We start from the raw sequence: 18779 nt of genomic DNA, 5'->3' as shown, positions 1-18779 counted from the left end.
TCAGTGCGCGCAGTGGCAGGCGCTGCAGGGTGTCCCTTCAGTAGGCTGAGTGGAGCCGTCGCGTAGTGGGGTGCGAGGCATGGATGCCTCGCAAGCGCTGATGGGCCATGGATGGCCCGTCGGCGCGTCCACACGGGAGCGATGGCGTAAGGAAGGAACCCGAAGCGCAGCGTAGGGCCGGATGTCGGGACAGGGCGTTTTGCCCACTTTTGTGCCGTTCAAAAGTGGGTCGCCGTAAAAGGCGAAAGCAGCCGGTGGTGCCACTGCAGGGAATGGATATGTTCGCGAAGTGAATGCCACACATCACAAGCGTGTATCGCCGCTGATGGAAGCAGGCATATCCATTCACGATGTTGGGCCCGATACCCCGTTCCGCCTTTACGGCGGGTCACTTTTGTCGGACAAAAGTAACCAAAACCCCTCGTCCCAACATCCGGCCCTCCGCTGCGCTGCGGGTTCTCTCACTCCGGCAGTGCTCCCGCCGGGGCCGTGCTGAAGGGCCTTCCTGGCCCTCAGCCCTTGCCAGGCATCCCTGCCTGGCACCCAGCTACGCACTGCCTGCGTTCGACCTCCTGAAGGGACAATTTGGCGGCGCCTGCAGGTTCAGCGTATGAAAAAGCAACGCCGAAAAGCCCAAAATCTTCGCAGGCAAGCAAAACAGCGAGCATCTGCCTGTCAGTGCGCGGAATGTCAGGCGCTGCGGGGCGTCCCTTCAGTAGGCTGAGTGGAGCCGTCGCGTAGTGGGGTGCGAGGCATGGATGCCTCGCAAGTGCTGATGGGCCATGGATGGCCCGTCGGCGCGTCCACGCGGGAGCGATGGCGTAAGGAAGGAACCCGAAGCGCAGCCTAGGGCCGGATGTCGGGACAGGGCGTTTTGCCCACTTTTGTGCCCTTCAAAAGTGGGTCGCCGTAAAAGGCGAAACCAGCCGGTGGTGCCACTGCAGGGAATGGATATGTTCGCGAAGGCGAGTGCCACCCACCACAAACACGCCCACCGACCCTGATGCAAACAGGCATATCCATTCACGATGTCGGGCCTGATACCCCGCCGGGGCGGTGCTGAAGGGCCTTCCTGGCCCTCAGCACAAGGCATCAGCCCAGCAGCGAATACACCAGCGCCGAAATGGCCACCAAGCCCACCGCGACCACGAACACGTTGGACAGCGCACCGCTGTACTGACGCATGGCAGGTACACGACGGATGGCGTACATCGGCATCAGGAACAGAATGGCTGCGATGACCGGCCCGCCAAGGGTTTCGATCATGCTGAGGATGCTTGGATTGCGCGTGGCAACGATCCAGCACACCACCAGCATGAACGCTGCGGTAACCCGGTCCAGCGCCTTGGCGCCCGGGCGCCAGCCGCTTTTGACGATCATGCCCTTAAGGCCTTCGCTGGCACCGATATAGTGACCCAGGAACGACTTGGAGATGGCCACGAAGGCAATCAGCGGCGCGGCAAACGCAATGGTCGGGTTACTGAAATGGTTGGCCAGGTACGACAGGATCGACAGGTTCTGCGCCTTGGCTTCGGCCAGTTGGGCTGGCGTCAGGGTCAATACGCAACTGAACACGAAGAACAGCACCATCACCACCATCAACAAGTGGGCACGGGCCAGGATCTGCCCGCTGCGCTGCTCAGCGTTCACACCGTAACGGCGTTTCTGGTCGACGGCGAAGGCCGAGATGATCGGTGAGTGGTTGAACGAAAATACCATCACCGGAATCGCCAGCCACAGGGTATGCAGAAACGCAGAGGCCGACGGAACTTCGCTGGCCGTCGTCAGGATGCCGCCACTCCAATGGGGAATGAGGAACACCGCCAGAAACGCCAGGGCGACGATAAACGGGTACACCAACAGGCTCATGGCTTTGACGGTGGCCTGTTCACCACACCGTACTACGGCCAACAAACCGAGGATCAGCACAAGGGACAACACCGCGCGCGGTGGCGGCGTAAGGTGCAACTGGTGCTCCATGAAGCTGCTGACGGTGTTGGTCAAGGCCACGCTGTAGATCAGCAGGATCGGAAAGATCGCAAAGAAGTACAACAGTGTGATCAAGGCACCGGCCTTGAGCCCGAAGTGCTCCTCGACGACCTCGGTGATATCCGCGCCATCACGGCCTGACAACACGAAACGGGTCAGCCCACGGTGAGCAAAGAAGGTCATCGGAAATGCCAACAGCGCCAGGACCAACAGCGGCCAAAAACCGCCGAGACCCGCGTTGATCGGCAGAAACAAGGTGCCTGCGCCGATAGCCGTGCCGAACAGGCCCAGCATCCAGGTGGTGTCATGACGGGCCCAGTTGCCAAGGGCAACGGGGGTCGATTCAAAGCGTTGATCAACGCTTGGGGCCTGCTCGTTCATCCGGGTGCAACTCCACTCGCAAGACTACAACAGGGCCAGGAGCTGCGAGACAGACGCCTCATCGCTCCCAACCTATAGTAAGGGGGCGCGATTTTGCGCTGATTGGTTGCACTTGCAAAGTGCTACCAGAGGAACGGTTGCACCTGGCGCAACATCACCCAGGAAAACAACGTCAAACCGGTACTACCTCATCACAGGCAGGCCAGCCCCCACGCGGCTCGGTGAGCGCCGGGAGCAAGGCTTGCCTGCGAGGGTATCAGTGAGGTGTCAGCACAGGCGCGGCGTTACGCCTGACGCTGCACCGCAGCAAACGCCTTCGCCACCTGCTGCAGGTTGTCCGGGCGCAGGCCCGCCATGCACACCCGGCCGCTGTCGATCAGGTACACACCAAATTCGTCACGCAGACGACGAACCTGCTCAACGCTGAAGCCGGTGTAGCTGAACATGCCACGCTGACGCAGGAAGAACTGGAAGTCCTGACCCGGCAACAGCGCGGCCAAGGCATCGACCAGCCCCTGGCGCATTTCAAGAATACGCAGGCGCATCTGTTCCACTTCGGCTTCCCACTGGGCATTCAGGCCCGCGTCGCCGAGCACGGCTGCGACCAATTGGGCACCGAAGTTCGGTGGGCTGGAATAGTTGCGACGCACGGTGGCCTTGAGCTGGCCCAATACACTTTGTGCACTGGCCACGTCATCGCAGACTACCGACAAGCCGCCTACGCGCTCGCCATACAGCGAGAAGATCTTCGAGAACGAATTGCTGACTAGGCAGGGGACGCCTGCACGGGCAACTTCACGGATGGCGTAGGCATCGTCTACCAGGCCTTCGCCAAAGCCCTGATAGGCAATGTCAAGGAACGGGATCAGGCTGCGCGCCTTGACCACCTCGATCACCTGCTGCCACTGCGCCTGGCTCAGGTCGACACCGGTAGGGTTATGGCAGCATGGGTGCAACAGCACAATGCTGTTGGCCGGCAGGGTCTGCAACGTCGCGAGCATGCCGTCAAAATTCAGCCCGCGGCTCTGCTGATCAAAGTACGGGTAGGTATTGACCTTGAAACCTGCACCTTCAAAGATTGCGCGGTGGTTGTCCCAGGTCGGATCACTGACCCAGACCTGCGACTCCGGGAAGTAACGCTTGAGGAAGTCAGCCCCTACTTTCAATGCACCCGAACCGCCGACGGTCTGCACGGTAGCCACACGTCCACCCTCTACCGCAGGATGACCGGCGCCGAACAGCAGGGTCTGGATAGCCTGGCGATAGCTGCCCAGGCCTTCCATCGGCAGGTACAGCGATGCCTGGTGAGGCTGGCCGGCCAGGCGTTTTTCCGCCTCGGCCACGGCGCCCAGTTGCGGCACCACACCGGCAGCATCGTAATACAGACCGATACTCAGGTTGACCTTGTCGGCACGAGGGTCGGCCTTGAAGGTCTCCATCAGCGAGAGAATCGGGTCGCCGGCATAGGCATCAACATGTTTGAACACAGCGTGCAGCTCCTTGGGTCAGGACAGTTCGGACTAACAGCTGTCGCGAGGATACCTGTACTGAACGCCAAGGAACATGTCTTCGCGTGCAACTCGTCAGTGCAGCGCTGCACGGCCCCGCATCGCCGTCATCGGCTCATTGCTCTCCCGCAAGGGCGCGCAACTGCTCCAGCTCCTGCACCGCCAGGGTCACGCCCTGCTGCGCCGACAACTCGCGCTCGCGATAACGCCGCTCACCCGGCATACGTTTCAAGCCCACCTCATGCATCTGGTTCACCAGCTCGCGGCTGCGCTCGGCAAAGCGATTACCCACTGACTTGGCAGGGTCGATGACAATGATCAATTGCCCGGTCCAGGGCGTCTTGGCACCGGGGTGCTGCGACCAGTCGAACTCGAACGAGAAGTGACCGCCCGTCAACGCTGCCGCCAGCAACTCGACCATCATCGACAACGCCGAACCCTTGTGCCCACCAAAAGGCAGCAGCGCCCCACCCTCCAGAATCGCCTTGGGATCACAGGTCGGCTGGCCGTGGCTGTCCACCCCCATACCCTCCGGCAATTGCTCTCCCTTACGCGCAGCAATCTGCACGTCGCCGTGAGCCATGGCGCTGGTGGCCATATCAAAGACGATGGGGTCGCTGCCCGCGCAAGGTGCAGCGAAAGCGATCGGATTGGTGCCAAACAACGGCCGCTGCGCACCATGAGGGACCACACAGGTCATGCTGTTGACCACGCTCAGGGCAACCAACCCCTCTTCGGCGAACGGCTCTACGTCGGGCCAGAGGGCCGCAAAGTGGTGGGAATTGTGAATGGCCAGCACCGCCACACCGGCACTGCGCGCCTTTTCCACCAGCAACCCACGGGCAGCGGCCAGTGCAGGCTGAGCAAAACCACCCCTGGCATCAACCCGGACATAACCAGAGGCGACATCTTCGACGTCTGGCTGCGCCTTGCCGTCTACCCAGCCACTGGCCAGGGTTGATACATACCCCGGAATGCGAAAAACACCGTGGCTGTGGGCGCCGTCACGCTGAGCGCTGGCGCAGTTGTACGCCAGCGCGTCGGCAACGGCCTCGCTGGTACCGTGACGAACGAATATCCGATGCAGCAAAGCCTGCAGTTCGGCAAAGGCAAGGTGCGCGACTGCGGTATCAGGACGTGCGGACATCTGAAGCTCCCTTGTTGGAATTGGACTGGGCTACAGCGATGAGCAGGCTGGAAACTCTCGCGCAGTGACAGCTATCTGTCAAATGTTGACTTGATGACAGAAAACATTCATTTTCTTCGTCAAGCGCAACCGCCGTGAGAGTCGTCCGTGAGCCAACCGATCAAACAACGCCTGGAAAGCAGCCTGCAGAACGCCTCGGCGTCTGGGCGCAAGATCGCCACTTACATGCTGGGCAACCTGCATGAACTGCCTTTCCAGACCGCTGCCAGCATCGCCGACAAACTTGGCATCAGCGAGTCCAGTGTCGGTCGTTTCTGCCGCGCACTGGGCTATGAGCACTTCAAGGCGCTCAAACACGACCTCAAGAATGACCTGGGCGATGGCCCCTGGCTGGTCGGTGATCGCCTGCAAGAATTCCGCCAACAACGGCGCGAGTCTGAAGAAGGTGCCTCTCGCAGCTTTGAACTGGAAGTCGCGGCCTTGGTGCGGGTGCATGAATACAGCCACACCGCGCTCTGGCACAGCGTCGCCCAACGCCTTTCTGAACGACGGAAGATATTCGTCGCCGGCTTTCAGACCGAGCGCGGCATCGCCCTGTGCATGGTGCACCTGCTGCAATACCTGCGTGATGGCGTGCATGCCGTCGATGGCAGCGCCGGGCACTTTGGCGACGTGCTGCTCAGCCAGCCGGACGACTGTGCCCTGGTGGTGTTCGAGGCGCGCCGCTACTCACGCCATGCCCTGAACCTGTGTCGCAAGGCACAGGAAGCGGGCATCCCGGTAACACTGGTTACCGACACCTTCTGCGACTGGGCCGATGCCCACGCCGACGAAGTCTTTCGTATACCCACCGATTTCAATCTGTTCTGGGAGTCCACCGCGACGATGCTGTCGTGGGTACACCTGATGGTCAACGAGGTCTGCAAGAAACTCGGACCGGATGTTGAAAAACGCTTGGAAGCCACTGCCGCTCTACACAACGAATTCGTTGGCTACACGTCAACGAGCAAACAATAGCCAGAGTGCAAAATACCAATCGAGGTACATGATGAAACGAGTCGTCCACCTTGCAAGCGCTTGCGTACTGATGCTCGCCGGAATCGGCGCAGCCCAGGCAGAAACCTTGAAAATCGCCACCGAAGGCGCTTACCCCCCGTTCAACTACGTCGACTCGGATAACAAGCTGCACGGCTTCGACGTCGATATCGCCAACGCCCTGTGCGAACGCATGCAGGTGCAATGCACCCTGGTCGCCCAGGACTGGGAAGGCATCATTCCGGCACTGATGGCCAAGAAATACGATGCCGTGGTCGCGTCGATGATCAACACCGAAGAGCGCCGCAAGAAAATCGCCTTCACCAACCACTACTACAAGACCCCCCTTTCGGTCGCCGTGGCCAAGGACAGCAAGATCACCGACGCACAGACCGACTTCAAGGGCTACACCGTGGGCGCACAATCGTCCTCGACCCAGGCCATCTATGCCGAAGACGTCTATGGCAAGGCCGGCGCCGAGGTCAAGCTCTACCCTACCCTTGATGAAGCCAACGCCGACCTCGCCGCAGGCCGCCTGGATGGCGTGATTGCCGACAAGTTTCCGCTGATCGAGTGGCTGAACAAGTCCGGCAAGGACTGCTGCAAGTTCATTGGTGATGTAAAAGGCACCACCGCCGATGCCTCGATCGCCGTTCGCAAGGACGACGACGCCCTGCGCGAACGCCTGAACAAGGCGCTGGACGAGATCGTCGCCGACGGCACCTACCAGAAGATCTCCAGCCGCTACTTCGACTTCGATATCTACCAATAAGCCCCACATCCCTGCAGGAGCCGGCCTTGCCGGCGATAGGCGCCAGGCCTAGATCGCGGTGACAACGCGTCGATGCCATACCGGCTCCTGCACGGTCTAAAAAGAGGGTTCGAGCATGATCGAACAACTGTCACTGCTGTCGTTTGCCAGCGGCGGCTGGGGCCAGGCATTGCTGGCCGGCGCCGTAGTCACCATCAGCCTGGCCCTGGCCTGCCTGCCCATTGGCTTGCCCCTGGGGCTGGGTGTCGCCCTCGCCGCCCGCTCGCCAAAGCGCTTCCCGAAGGCTGCAGCTACCGTCTTCTCCACCGTGTTCCGGGGCCTGCCAGAGCTGCTGACCCTGCTGATCATCTATTACGGCTGCCAGATTGCAGCACAGAAAATCCTCGCCGCCATGGGTTATGAAGGTGAGGTGCTGATCAACACCTTCCTGGCCGCGATGATCGCCTTCAGCTTCGTCTTCGCCGCCTTTTCCAGTGAGATCTGGCTGGCAGCGTTCAAGACCGTGCCCAAGGGCCAATACGAAGCATCGGCGGCGCTGGGCCTGAGCAAGACCACAACCTTTCGCAAAGTGGTGTTTCCGCAACTGGTACGTATCGCCTTGCCCGGCCTGTCGAACAACTGGCTGTCGCTGCTCAAGGACACGTCGCTGGTCTCGACCATCTCCTTGGTAGACCTGATGCGCCAGACCAACCTGGCGGTCAGCGTGACCAAGGAGCCCATGTTCTTCTATGCCGTCGCCTGCTTCGGCTACCTGCTGTTTTCGGCCCTGTCGGGACGCGCCTTTAACGTTATCGAGCGGTATTTCAGTCGCCACCTGCGGAGCGCACGCCCATGACTTTCGATGATCTGCTAAGGCTGTTCCTCGATCCCGAACTGCTGGAGCGCTACGGCCCGCGCTTTGTCGATGGCCTGCTGGTGACCGCCAAGCTGGTGGCAATCTCGTTCACCCTCGGCGCAATCCTCGGCCTGCTGCTGGCCCTGGCGCGGCTGTCGAACAACCTGGTCGTGCAGCGCCTGAGTGCCGGCTATATCTACTTCTTCCGCGGTTCGCCGCTGCTGGCCCAACTGTTCATGCTGTATTACGGCCTGAGCTCCTTCAAGGGCTTCTGGCAGGACGTCGGGCTCTGGTGGTTTTTCCGCGAGGCGTGGTACTGCACCCTGCTGGCGTTCACCCTGAACACCGCCGCCTACCAGGCCGAGATCTTCCGCGGCAGCCTGATGGCGGTCGCTCCCGGGCAGTATGAAGCCGCCAAGGCACTGAGCCTGAAGCGCTCGACCACCTTCTTCAAGGTCATCCTGCCCCAGTCACTGATTGTCGCCGTTGGCCCACTGGGCAACGAATTGATCCTGATGATCAAGGCCAGCGCCATTGCTTCGCTGGTGACCATCTATGACCTGATGGGTATCACCAAACTGGCCTTCTCGCGCAGTTTCGACTTCCAGGTCTACCTCTGGGCTGCAGTGCTCTACCTGCTGATCGTCGAGATCGTGCGACGCAGCCTCAAACACATCGAAGGCCGTCTGGGCCGTCACCTGCGCTAAACCGTGCAGCCTTTCGAGGACCGTTCCATGCAATGCCAAACCATCGTTCTGGGCGCCGGTATCGTCGGCGTCAGCACCGCCCTGCACCTGCAAGCCCGTGGGCGCAAGGTGATTCTGATCGACCGCGCCGAGCCTGGCAGCGGCACCAGCCACGGCAACGCCGGGCTGATCGAGCGCTCCAGCGTGATCCCCTACGCCTTCCCCCGCGAGCTTTCCCGCCTGCTGCGCTACAGCCTGAATCGCCAACCCGATGTGCGCTACAGCCTGCGCTACCTGCCCAAGGCTGGCCCCTGGCTACTCAAGTACTGGCAGAACTCCTCGCCTGCCGGTGTCGCCGTAGCCACCCGCGCCATGCTGCCACTGGTGGAACGCTGCGTAGAGGAGCACGACGCCCTGATCGAAGCTGCCGAGCTCGGCGACCTGATCAAGGCCAAGGGCTGGATCGAGGTGTACCGCAATGCCGAGGCCTTTGCCACTGCACAGGATGAGGCCCATGCGCTCAAGCCCTACGGCCTGCGCTACGAGATCCTCGACCGCCAACAACTGCACGCCCGCGAAGTCGATCTCAGCGAAAACGTCGTTGGCGGCATCCACTGGCTGGACCCCAAAACAGTCAGCGACCCAGGTGGCCTGACGCGCGGCTATGCCGCACTGTTCGTCAAACGCGGTGGCCAGTTCATTCATGGCGACGCCCGCACCCTGCGCCAGGTGGCCGGCGATTGGCAGGTCGACAGCCGCCAGGGGCCGATCAGCGCGGCTGAGGTCGTCATCGCCCTTGGCCCGCAAGCCGCCGATCTGTTCAAGCCGCTGGGCTACAGCATTCCGCTGGAGATCAAGCGGGGTTACCACGCCCATTATCGCCCCCGCGCCGGCGCCGAGCTGACGCACTCGATCTGCGACGTACAGGGTGGCTTCGTATTGGCCCCCATGGTCAAGGGCATCCGCCTGACCACCGGCATCGAATTTGCCGCCAGCGATGCGCCGGCCAATCAAATCCAGCTGGAACGTTGCGAGGCCATCGCACGCAAGCTGTTCCCTCTCGGCGAGCGCATCGAAGCCGAGCCCTGGCTGGGGCGCCGTCCATGCCTACCGGACATGCGCCCGGTCATTGGCCCGGCACCGCGTCACAAAGGCCTGTGGTTCAACTTCGGGCATGCTCACCACGGCCTGACCCTGGGCCCGGTCAGCGGCCGCTTGCTGGCGGAAATGATCACCGGTGCCAAGCCTTTCACCGACCCTGCGCCCTACAGTGCACAGCGCTTCAACTGACTTCGGGAGAACAATAACAATGCCTAGCCCCCTGAGCCTTGCCACTGCCCAACCCATCGCCCAGCCCGACCCACGCAACGTCGTGGTGAAGATTGAAGGCCTGAACAAGTACTACGGCGCCTACCATGTATTGCGCGATATCGACCTGCAGGTACGCGAAGGCGAACGCATCGTCCTCTGCGGGCCTTCAGGCTCGGGCAAGTCGACACTGATCCGCTGCATCAATCGCCTGGAGATCGCTGAAAAGGGCACGATTCGGGTCAATGACACCGACCTTGCCGAAACCACCCGCCAAGCCGCTCAAGTACGCAGCGAGATCGGCATGGTGTTCCAGCATTTCAACCTGTTCCCGCACATGAGCGTGCTCGACAACTGCACCCTGGCGCCCATGAGCGTGCGTGGCCTGTCACGCCAGGAAGCCGAGGAGCGCGCACGTTTCTACTTGAACAAGGTCGGTATCGAAAGCCAGGCAGGCAAGTACCCCAGCCAGCTCTCTGGCGGGCAACAACAGCGGGTGGCGATTGCACGGGCACTGTGCATGAAACCGAAAATCATGTTGTTCGACGAGCCCACCTCGGCACTCGACCCGGAAATGGTCGCCGAAGTACTGGACGTGCTGGTAAGGCTGGCCGACACCGGCATGACCATGCTGTGCGTTACCCACGAGATGGGGTTCGCCCGCCAGGTGGCAGAGCGCGTACTGTTCCTGGATGGTGGTCAGATCATTGAGGACAGCCCGCCTGAGGCGTTTTTCAACAACCCTCAAAGCGCACGGGCCAAAGGCTTCCTCGCGCAGATCCTGCACTGAGCCAAGGGCCTTGCGCGATCCTGTCTCGCCAAGGCCCGTACTCCCGCAGCGCGCGCCAAAAACGTTAAATATAATGAACTACAAAAATCACAAATTACCTCTATATTTCAAACACTTAGCAAGCTGAACGGCAAAATTAGTAGCTTACTAAGCAATAATTTTACACAAAGCTGTTTGACATATTTAACGGCGCTGGCAAGCTATGTAACAGGTTTCGACTGGAAACAGGCCATTGCGTGCCTTCCGGCAGTGCTCGAAACCTCAGGTAGCATCAGGCTGGATCGATGCGCCTGCACAACAATGACAGGCTGCGCCTGTCCAAAGGTGACATATGCCCAACAGCAACATTGGCAATAAGAATCAGACCCTCCGCAAGCCCGTCGTCCTGATGACCATGGGTGCCCAGGAGCGCAAGGGCCACGACTATCAGGTCATGACCCACAAGTACATCGTTCCACTGGTCGAACTGGCAGGTTGCGTACCGGTTCTGGTACCGACCTGCTGCGGTGCCGACGACCTTGAGCAATACCTGAACATGGCCGACGGCGTTTACCTGACCGGTGCGGGCAGCAACATCGACCCAAGCCTTTACGGCCAGGAAAACCACACCCCAGGCAAAGCCCAGGACAAGGCTCGCGACCTGTTCGACATCCCGTTGGTGCATGCCGCAATTGCGCGTGGCCTGCCAATCTTCGGTATCTGCCGCGGCATGCAGGAAATCAACGTCGCGCTGGGTGGCGATATCTATCAGAAGGTCTACGCCGAACCAGGCTTCAACGACCATCGGGAAAACCCGGAAGACCCAGTGGACATCCAGTACCAGGCTGTACACGGCGTACGCCTTGCACCGAACAGCTGGTTGCGTGAACTGTTGCAGACCGATGAAATTCGCGTCAACTCACTGCATGGCCAGGGCTTGAAAACCCTCGGCAAAGGCCTTGAGCCTATCGCCCACGCCGAAGACGGCCTGGTCGAAGCCGTCCATGCACCCAGCCTGTCGCCGTTCCTCTTCGCCGTGCAGTGGCACCCGGAGTGGCAAGCTGCGAAAAACCCGGACTCGGTCAAGATGTTCCAGGCCTTCGGCGATGCCTGCCGCCAACGCGTGCGCCTTGCACTAAAAAAGCCTGAAATCGCAGCCTGAGTGCTGCGATGCATCGCCAGCAAGGCCAACTCACACTGAGAGCCAACCTTGCTGGCGATACAGAGGCGACCATCATTTGTTGCGAATGACACGCCCACCCTTCTTTTCCGACTGATCGACTGCGCTAACGCGCAAAGGCGCTGGCAGCGCCAGGCCTTTGTCAATCTGTCGCAAACACCCTAGTAGTAGGCGTTCTCTTTCTGAGAGTGGTCGGTGACGTCACGTACGCCCTTGAGCTCGGGAATACGCTCAAGCAGGGTACGTTCGATGCCTTCTTTCAAGGTCACGTCAGCCTGGCCACAGCCCTGGCAACCACCGCCGAATTGCAGTACGGCAATGCCGTCATCGACCACCTCAATCAAACTGACCTGACCGCCATGGCTGGCCAGCCCCGGGTTGATCTCGGTTTGCAGGTAATAGTTGATACGCTCGTTGATAGGGCTGTCGGCATTGACCATCGGCACCTTGGCGTTCGGCGCCTTGATGGTCAGTTGACCACCCATGCGGTCAGTCGCGTAGTCGACCAAGGCATCCTCAAGGAAAGGCTCGCTGACCGCATCGATCCAGGCGGTGAAGCTCTTCAGGCCCAGGGCGGTATCTTCGGCCTTCTCTTCGCCCGGCTTGCAGTAGGCGATGCAGGTCTCGGCGTACTGGGTGCCCGGCTGGGTGATGAAAATGCGTATGCCGATGCCCGGAGTGTTCTGCTTGGACAGCAGGTCAGCCAGGTAATCATGCGCAGCATCGGTAATCGTTATGGCACTCATTGAAGTGGTTTCCTCACAGACTTGGCGGCAGTTTACGCCAACCTGACGCGCGAACAAAGTCCCAGTATTTTTGTCGGAAAAACAACAGCCGCTTCGGGCGTCCTGAGCAGAAAGCCCAAACGCCGGAAGCGGCCTGATGAAGGGAGGATCGCCCTAGAGGTTTTCGTAGCGGTTCATGTCCAGCACACCCGCCTCCACTGGCTCGGTTTCCTTGATGTAGGTGCTCAGGTCATGGAAATACTGCCAGAACTGCGGATGACTGCGGCGTACACCCCAACGCATGACAATACGCTCGAATTTGGCGGTGTCGTCACGGGCCGCTTCCATGTCCTCGACAAACTCCGGTACATCCCTGGCCGGAATATTGAACATGAAGTTCGGGTAGCTGCTCATCACGCCGGGGTAGAGGGTCAAGGTATCCAACCCCAATTGGTACCGCGACTCCTCGCCCAGCATGAAGGCAACGTTGCTGTGGGCGTGGTTGCGCAGCATGGAGTAGACCTGCCGCTTGCCGCCCTCGCCTTCGATACGCAGCATGGTCGCTTCCGGCAACTGGTTGATCACCTTCAGCCCCGCTGCAGGACGCGAAGCCAGGCGGCTCAGCGACTGTTCGACATCGCGGAACTCGTCAGTCATCTGTGGCCGTGAGCAGTAGGCGCCATGGCAGCGATTGATCGGGTCAGGGGCTGCGTTGAGGCTACCGGTCCGCTCGATCAGCTTGAGGCCAAAGTCACGTTTCGGGTCACGCTTGTCCAGCTTCAGGGCGCTCGGGGTGCTGGTGTCGATCTCCTCGTAGTCCATCCACATTTTCACCTTGCCGCCGTTCTGATACCAATCGCTGAGGATGGCACCACGCTTGTTGGCCGGCATCAGGCGCAGGAAGTTGACCTCGGCGCCATTGCGGATCAGATCGAAGTACAGACGGGTCTGGGCCTGGTGCGACACGTTGCCGAACACATCGAAGTTCACCGCCAACTGATAGTAGGTACGCTCGAACAGCGGGTAGTCGAACAGCCACAAGGTCAGCGGCACATCACCAATGAGGCCCTTGTTGACCGAGGCACTGTCAAAATGCCGGAAGATGGTCAGCAAGGCATTGTCATTACCCGCCCATAGGCTTGACCAGCTTGGCGCCGGCATGTCGGCATAGGCTTCACGGCGCAGGCTTTCATACTCGTTGCGCTTGTCACGGTAGGTGTGCCAGAGGGTCAAGATACTGCCAACATCGTCGATCTGCCCAGGCATTGCCAGCAATGGCGTGGCTTCAGCGCGGTACTTGGCATCCGTCAGGTAGCGATCATGGGCCGGCTCCTGGAACAGCGCCCAGAAGTGGTCACGGATCACGTCAGTGGCGATCTGACCGCGGCACACCGGGCCGCGAATGAAGGTGCGGACGAAATACTCGGCGTTATCCAGCATGAACTGATAGCGCGCTACCGCCGGGATCGCCTCGAACGTCTCGAACGGGTTGGCGCGGTGGCGCGGACCATAGCCCGGCAGCGCAGCCGCGTGCCAGTCGCCACTGTAGAACAGCTGTTTGACACGTTTGAGCTTCTGCGGCCCCATCGGGTAGGTGATGTGGGTCTTGTGTACGATGACGCCCTGTACGGGCATCAACCGGTAGTAGAAGTCGGTGCCAGGCGGATCGTTAGGCCGACGCGTGGCAATCAGGTCAATCGGTTGGCCACTGGGTGTACGGGAACGTACCCATTGGAAGAAGTGCCCCGGCTCCCCGCCAACAAAGTAAATGTGTGCCAGGAACAGGTGTTCATACAGCCAGCGGCCTACCAGCGCTTCGGTCGAACCCGGGCTGTTGAGCAGCGCTTCCCATTCCTGGATCTGTGCCGCCTCCTTGGCGCTGGGCTGGATCGGGTTGTGCTCGACTGGCGCACCCGCCGCCAACCAACGCTGCAGGGTCTGGTACTGGGCATCGGTCAGGCCGGTGACCGCCAACGGCATGCCCTCACGGGGATGCGCCTTGGCATAGGCGTCGAACTCGCCGGGCAGCGGGCAGACATTTTCCCGGTTCAAGCCCAGCACGATGTCTTCAGGCAGCTTGGCGTTTGGCTTCAGCGGGGTTGAATGCCCCAGCTCCAGCATCCGCGCCATCAGCGCGGCCTGGCTGCCCTGGTTATCCAGCACCGAGTAGAAGCCCTTGCGCCGCCAGGCATCGACACTGTGGGCGTCGTAGAACAATCGGGTCGGGGGCACTGCAGTCGTGCGGTTGCCCTCGTAGACCGGCACCTTCGAAGCGCCACGCTCGGCGCCTTCAGCACTTTCCAGCTTGAGCTGGCAGGCAGCATCGTTGCAGGCATGGCAGGCAACGCATTTCTCAGTGAAGATGGGTTGAATGTCCCGGGTATAGGAAATAGCCGGGCTGGATTGAGGCGCTTGCCCCAACGCCATGCCACTGATCAGCAGCGCGACGGCGCCGGCAAGTAAACGATGCACCATGTGCCAATTGTCCTGGAAATTAAAAGCCTCACGATTCTACCGGTGGCAGCACCGTGCCAACATGAATGAAATTCATGCAAATCAGTGGCACGTCTAAAAACCGCGCAGCTTTGTTATTATTCCGCAACTTTTGTCTTTGCCCGACCAGGTAGTCCTATGTCTGACCGCAGCGCTCGTTTCCAAGCACTTCAGAAAGCACTCAAAGAGCGCATCCTGATCCTCGATGGCGGCATGGGTACTATGATCCAAAGCTACCGTCTGGAGGAACACGACTATCGTGGCACGCGCTTCGCCGACTGGCCCAGCGACGTCAAGGGCAACAATGACCTGTTGCTGCTATCGCGCCCCGACGTCATCGCCGCAATCGAGAAAGCGTACCTGGATGCCGGTGCCGACATTCTGGAGACGAACACCTTCAACGCCACACAGATCTCCCAGGCCGACTACGGCATGGAAGCGCTGGTGTATGAACTGAACGTCGAGGGCGCCCGCATTGCCCGCCAGGTGGCCGACGCCAAGACCCTGGAAACCCCGGATCGCCCACGCTTCGTGGCCGGCGTGCTCGGCCCGACCAGCCGCACCTGCTCGATCTCCCCGGACGTCAACGATCCCGGCTACCGCAACGTCACGTTCGACGAACTGGTGACCAACTACATCGAGGCCACCCGTGGCCTGATCGAAGGCGGTGCCGACCTGATCCTGATCGAAACCATCTTCGACACCCTCAACGCCAAAGCGGCAATCTTCGCCGTGCAGCAGGTGTTCGAGGAAGACAATGTCGAATTGCCGATCATGATTTCCGGCACCATTACCGATGCCTCGGGCCGCACCCTGTCCGGGCAGACGACCGAAGCGTTCTGGAACTCGGTACGCCATGCCAAACCGATTTCGGTGGGCCTGAACTGCGCCCTGGGTGCCAAGGACCTGCGCCCGTACCTGGAAGAACTGTCGAGCAAGGCCGATACCCAGGTCTCTGCACACCCTAACGCCGGCCTGCCGAACGCGTTCGGCGAGTACGACGAAACCCCGGCGGAAATGGCTGCCGTCGTTGAAGAGTTCGCCGCCAGCGGCTTCCTGAACATTATCGGCGGTTGCTGTGGGACCACACCTGCGCACATCCAGGCGATTGCCGAAGCAGTGGCCAAGTACCCGCCACGGGCTATTCCGGACATTCCCAAGGCCTGTCGACTGTCGGGCCTGGAACCGTTCACCATCGACCGCAACTCGCTGTTCGTCAACGTCGGTGAGCGCACCAACATCACCGGTTCCGCCAAGTTCGCCCGGCTGATCCGCGAAGAAAACTACACCGAAGCCCTGGAAGTCGCCCTGCAGCAGGTCGAAGCCGGCGCCCAGGTCATCGACATCAACATGGACGAAGGGATGCTCGACTCCCAGGCGGCCATGGTCAAGTTCCTCAACCTGATTGCCGGCGAGCCGGACATCTCCCGCGTACCGATCATGATCGACTCCTCCAAGTGGGAGGTGATCGAAGCGGGCCTGAAGTGCATTCAGGGCAAGGGCATCGTCAACTCGATCTCGATGAAGGAAGGCGTCGACGCCTTCAAGCATCACGCCAAGTTGTGCAAGCGCTATGGCGCTGCCGTGGTGGTGATGGCCTTCGACGAAGTCGGCCAGGCCGATACCGCCGCGCGCAAGCGTGAAATCTGCCAACGCAGCTACGACATTCTGGTCAATGAAGTGGGCTTCCCCCCGGAAGACATCATTTTCGACCCGAACATCTTCGCCGTGGCCACCGGCATCGAGGAGCACAACAACTACGCTGTGGACTTCATCGAAGCCTGCGCCTACATCCGCGACCACCTGCCCCATGCACTGTCCTCGGGCGGTGTGTCCAACGTGTCGTTCTCTTTCCGGGGCAACAACCCGGTCCGTGAAGCGATCCACTCGGTGTTTCTCTACCATGCGATCCAGAACGGCCTGACCATGGGTATCGTCAACGCCGGTCAGTTGGAGATCTACGATGAGATCCCCCCTGCCCTGCGCGAACGGGTCGAGGACGTGGTACTCAACCGTACCCCCGAAGGCACCGACGCCCTGCTGGCCATCGCCGATGACTACAAGGGTGGCGGCGCCACCAAGGAAGTCGAAAGCGAGGAATGGCGTTCACTGCCCGTCGGCAAGCGCCTGGAGCACGCCCTGGTCAAAGGCATCACTGCGTTTATCGTCGAGGACACCGAGGAATGCCGCCAACAGTGCGCACGCCCGATCGAGGTCATCGAAGGCCCGCTGATGAGCGGCATGAACGTGGTCGGTGACCTGTTTGGCGCTGGCAAGATGTTCCTGCCGCAAGTGGTCAAGTCGGCACGGGTGATGAAGCAGGCGGTGGCCCACCTGATTCCGTTCATCGAAGCCGAGAAAGGCGACAAGCCGGAAGCCAAGGGCAAGATCCTCATGGCCACGGTAAAAGGCGACGTGCATGACATCGGCAAGAACATCGTCGGCGTGGTGCTGGGCTGTAATGGCTACGACATCGTCGACCTCGGCGTGATGGTGCCGGCCGAAAAAATCCTGCAAGTGGCCCGTGAGCAGAAGTGCGACATCATCGGCCTGTCCGGGCTGATCACGCCGTCACTGGACGAAATGGTGCATGTCGCCCGCGAGATGCAGCGTCAGGACTTCCACCTGCCGCTGATGATCGGCGGCGCGACCACCTCCAAGGCGCACACAGCGGTCAAGATCGAGCCCAAGTACAGCAACGACGCCGTCGTCTACGTCACTGACGCCTCGCGTGCCGTGGGCGTCGCCACGCAGTTGCTGTCCAAGGAACTGAAAGCCGGCTTCGTCGAGCGCACCCGCCAAGAGTACGTCGAAGTACGTGAACGTACCGCCAACCGCAGCGCCCGCACTGAGCGCTTGAGCTACGCTCAGGCCATCGCGGCCAAGGCATCGTTCGACTGGGCGGGCTATCAGCCGGTCGTGCCGACTTTCACCGGCGCCAAGGTACTGGAAAACATCGACCTGAACGTACTGGCCGAGTACATCGACTGGACGCCGTTCTTCATCTCCTGGGACCTGGCGGGCAAGTTCCCGCGCATCCTCACCGACGAAGTGGTCGGCGAAGCGGCCACGGCGCTGTACGAAGACGCCCAACAGATGCTGCGCAAGCTGATCGATGAAAAACTGATCAGCGCCCGGGCAGTGTTCGGCTTCTGGCCGGCCAACCAGGTCAACCACGACGACATCGAAGTCTATGGGCAGGATGGCCAGCCACTGGCCCTGCTGCACCATCTGCGCCAGCAGACCATCAAGACCGACGGCAAGCCCAACTTCTCCCTGGCCGACTTCGTGGCACCGAAAGACAGCGGCGTGACCGACTATGTCGGTGGTTTCATCACCACCGCCGGCATTGGCGCCGAAGAAGTCGCCAAGGCCTATCAGGACAAAGGCGACGACTACAGCTCGATCATGGTCAAGGCACTCGCCGACCGCCTGGCCGAGGCCTGCGCCGAATGGCTGCACGAACAGGTGCGCAAGCAGTACTGGGGCTACGCCAAAGACGAAGAACTGAGTAACGAAGCGCTGATCAAGGAACAGTACCTGGGCATCCGTCCGGCCCCTGGCTACCCTGCCTGCCCGGACCACACCGAAAAAGGCACCCTGTTCCAACTGCTCGACGGTACCGAAATCGGCGAGCAAGGCCAGAGCGGCGTCACCCTGACCGAGCACTATGCAATGTTCCCGGCAGCTGCGGTCAGCGGCTGGTACTTCGCCCACCCACAGGCGCAGTATTTCGCCGTGGGCAAGGTCGACAAGGATCAGGTGCAGAGCTATACAGCGCGCAAAGGCCAGGACCTGAGCGTCAGCGAGCGCTGGCTGGCACCCAACCTGGGATACGACGCTTAAGCATCGGTCATCGGTCATCGGTATGGGCAGCTGCAGGGTCGACGTTGTGTCGCGCCCTGCAGACGTTCCTTGAGGGGCTACACTGTGGACAGGCCTTCCGCCCAC

General features: G+C 60.8%; 13 protein-coding genes. 8 read left to right on the top strand and 5 right to left on the bottom strand.

What is annotated here, in order from left to right:
* Nucleotides 1-1092: 1092 nt before the first annotated feature.
* The 3 genes from AB7M23_RS16545 to AB7M23_RS16535 all read right to left on the bottom strand — a co-directional run bounded on the left by AB7M23_RS16545 (nt 1093) and on the right by AB7M23_RS16535 (nt 5025).
* Nucleotides 1093-2370, bottom strand: coding sequence for a serine/threonine transporter (locus AB7M23_RS16545; protein ID WP_454241365.1), 1278 nt, complete (start codon nt 2368-2370; stop codon nt 1093-1095).
* A gap of 284 nt (nt 2371-2654) precedes the next feature.
* Nucleotides 2655-3857: an amino acid aminotransferase gene (locus AB7M23_RS16540; RefSeq protein ID WP_454241364.1), complete on the bottom strand. Its 1203-nt coding sequence runs from the start codon at nt 3855-3857 to the stop codon at nt 2655-2657.
* Nucleotides 3858-3993: 136 nt separating this feature from the next.
* Nucleotides 3994-5025 (bottom strand): Ldh family oxidoreductase, encoded by a 1032-nt coding sequence (locus AB7M23_RS16535; RefSeq protein WP_454241363.1) that lies wholly within the window; start codon nt 5023-5025, stop codon nt 3994-3996.
* Nucleotides 5026-5172: 147 nt separating this feature from the next.
* Between AB7M23_RS16535 and AB7M23_RS16530 the strand changes: the two genes are divergently transcribed.
* The 7 genes from AB7M23_RS16530 (at nt 5173) to AB7M23_RS16500 (ending at nt 11592) form a co-directional block, all read left to right on the top strand.
* On the top strand, nt 5173-6042 hold the full coding sequence (locus tag AB7M23_RS16530; protein WP_330523744.1) for a MurR/RpiR family transcriptional regulator: 870 nt from the start codon (nt 5173-5175) through the stop codon (nt 6040-6042).
* Between the two features lie 31 nt (nt 6043-6073).
* Nucleotides 6074-6832, top strand: coding sequence for a transporter substrate-binding domain-containing protein (locus AB7M23_RS16525; RefSeq protein ID WP_065757860.1), 759 nt, complete (start codon nt 6074-6076; stop codon nt 6830-6832).
* A gap of 115 nt (nt 6833-6947) precedes the next feature.
* Nucleotides 6948-7667: an ABC transporter permease gene (locus tag AB7M23_RS16520; RefSeq protein ID WP_409276958.1), complete on the top strand. Its 720-nt coding sequence runs from the start codon at nt 6948-6950 to the stop codon at nt 7665-7667.
* Nucleotides 7664-8374, top strand: a complete 711-nt coding sequence (locus tag AB7M23_RS16515) for an ABC transporter permease (RefSeq protein WP_454241362.1) — start codon at nt 7664-7666, stop codon at nt 8372-8374. The genes AB7M23_RS16520 and AB7M23_RS16515 overlap by 4 nt, the downstream gene beginning before the upstream one ends.
* Before the next feature lie 27 nt (nt 8375-8401).
* Nucleotides 8402-9643 carry an NAD(P)/FAD-dependent oxidoreductase gene (locus tag AB7M23_RS16510; RefSeq protein ID WP_330523742.1) on the top strand — a complete coding sequence of 414 codons (1242 nt, stop codon included), beginning with the start codon at nt 8402-8404 and terminating at the stop codon, nt 9641-9643.
* A 19-nt stretch (nt 9644-9662) separates the two neighbouring features.
* Nucleotides 9663-10451 carry an amino acid ABC transporter ATP-binding protein gene (locus AB7M23_RS16505; RefSeq protein ID WP_330523741.1) on the top strand — a complete coding sequence of 263 codons (789 nt, stop codon included), beginning with the start codon at nt 9663-9665 and terminating at the stop codon, nt 10449-10451.
* Between the two features lie 331 nt (nt 10452-10782).
* Nucleotides 10783-11592: a gamma-glutamyl-gamma-aminobutyrate hydrolase family protein gene (locus tag AB7M23_RS16500; protein ID WP_065757855.1), complete on the top strand. Its 810-nt coding sequence runs from the start codon at nt 10783-10785 to the stop codon at nt 11590-11592.
* Nucleotides 11593-11771: 179 nt separating this feature from the next.
* Here the strand turns inward: AB7M23_RS16500 and nfuA are convergent, their stop codons facing one another.
* Together nfuA and AB7M23_RS16490 are read right to left on the bottom strand one after the other, a co-directional pair.
* Entirely contained in the window at nt 11772-12356 is a 585-nt protein-coding gene (gene nfuA / locus AB7M23_RS16495) for a Fe-S biogenesis protein NfuA (RefSeq protein ID WP_065757854.1), read from the bottom strand.
* A 153-nt stretch (nt 12357-12509) separates the two neighbouring features.
* Nucleotides 12510-14810, bottom strand: coding sequence for a fatty acid cis/trans isomerase (locus AB7M23_RS16490; RefSeq protein WP_454241361.1), 2301 nt, complete (start codon nt 14808-14810; stop codon nt 12510-12512).
* Between the two features lie 156 nt (nt 14811-14966).
* Between AB7M23_RS16490 and metH the strand changes: the two genes are divergently transcribed.
* Nucleotides 14967-18674 (top strand): methionine synthase, encoded by a 3708-nt coding sequence (metH, locus tag AB7M23_RS16485; protein ID WP_099774496.1) that lies wholly within the window; start codon nt 14967-14969, stop codon nt 18672-18674.
* Nucleotides 18675-18779 lie beyond the last annotated feature (105 nt).

The organism is Pseudomonas sp. HLS-6 TE3448 (assembly GCF_053629555.1).
This window is presented reverse-complemented; position numbering and strand designations above follow the sequence as displayed.

Bases quoted from the DNA above. Each gene is read 5' to 3' on its own strand.
- AB7M23_RS16545 (WP_454241365.1), bottom strand. From the start codon at position 2,370: ATGAACGAGCAGGCCCCAAGCGTTGATCAACGCTTTGAATCGACCCCC.
- AB7M23_RS16535 (WP_454241363.1), bottom strand. From the start codon at position 5,025: ATGTCCGCACGTCCTGATACCGCAGTCGCGCACCTTGCCTTTGCCGAA.
- AB7M23_RS16525 (WP_065757860.1), top strand. From the start codon at position 6,074: ATGAAACGAGTCGTCCACCTTGCAAGCGCTTGCGTACTGATGCTCGCC.
- AB7M23_RS16520 (WP_409276958.1), top strand. From the start codon at position 6,948: ATGATCGAACAACTGTCACTGCTGTCGTTTGCCAGCGGCGGCTGGGGC.
- AB7M23_RS16515 (WP_454241362.1), top strand. From the start codon at position 7,664: ATGACTTTCGATGATCTGCTAAGGCTGTTCCTCGATCCCGAACTGCTG.
- AB7M23_RS16510 (WP_330523742.1), top strand. From the start codon at position 8,402: ATGCAATGCCAAACCATCGTTCTGGGCGCCGGTATCGTCGGCGTCAGC.
- AB7M23_RS16505 (WP_330523741.1), top strand. From the start codon at position 9,663: ATGCCTAGCCCCCTGAGCCTTGCCACTGCCCAACCCATCGCCCAGCCC.
- AB7M23_RS16500 (WP_065757855.1), top strand. From the start codon at position 10,783: ATGCCCAACAGCAACATTGGCAATAAGAATCAGACCCTCCGCAAGCCC.
- nfuA (WP_065757854.1), bottom strand. From the start codon at position 12,356: ATGAGTGCCATAACGATTACCGATGCTGCGCATGATTACCTGGCTGAC.
- AB7M23_RS16490 (WP_454241361.1), bottom strand. From the start codon at position 14,810: ATGGTGCATCGTTTACTTGCCGGCGCCGTCGCGCTGCTGATCAGTGGC.
- metH (WP_099774496.1), top strand. From the start codon at position 14,967: ATGTCTGACCGCAGCGCTCGTTTCCAAGCACTTCAGAAAGCACTCAAA.